At 48.1% G+C, this 804-nt stretch carries 1 protein-coding gene; it reads right to left on the reverse strand.

The features are described 5' to 3' along the window. On the reverse strand, positions 1-804 hold an 804-nt coding region (locus A3739_RS06860; protein ID WP_156502423.1), incomplete at both ends, for an FAD-binding protein.

An 804-nucleotide genomic window follows, 5' to 3' on the forward strand; every position in this document is an offset into this window, starting at 1 on the left:
CTTCGACAATTCACAAATACCAGGAAGGCGCAAATTCAAGGTCTCTTCACCCAGGTGATCAAGCTTAAGAAGAACGTGGTCTTTCTTCGGACCACAGCCACGACCTTCAAGAATCTCCATTACCATAGAGCGCGCAACAACATCGCGTCCAGCAAGGTCTTTAGCATTCGGCGCATAACGTTCCATGAAACGCTCACCTTCACTGTTAATCAAGTAACCGCCTTCACCACGACAACCTTCAGTAACGAGAGTACCCGCGCCATAAATACCAGTCGGGTGGAACTGCCACATTTCCATGTCTTGACCATGGAAGCCTGCACGCAATGCCATACCCATGCCATCACCAGTATTGATCAATGCATTCGTAGTCGATTCATAAATACGACCAGCACCGCCTGTCGCCATGACAGTCGCTTTCGCTTTGATATATACCGTCTCACCAGTTTCGATACAGATAGCGATAACGCCTACAACAGCACCTTTCTGGTTCTTAACCAAATCTACCGCATACCATTCATTAAGGAATGTCGTTCCACCTTTCAAGTTACCTTGATAAAGCGCATGCAACAAAGCGTGACCAGTACGGTCAGCCGCTGCGCAAGTACGTGCCGCTTGAGTTGGGTTGTCAGGCCCTTTTGATTGACCGCCAAACGGACGCTGGTAAATACGACCTTCTTCTGTTCGAGAGAAAGGAAGTCCCATATGATCAAGCTCGAAAACCGCTTGAGGGCCAACTGAACACATGTACTCAATCGCGTCTTGGTCACCGATGTAATCAGACCCTTTAACAGTGTCATACATATG

It is taken from the genome of Oleiphilus sp. HI0067 (assembly GCF_001635735.1).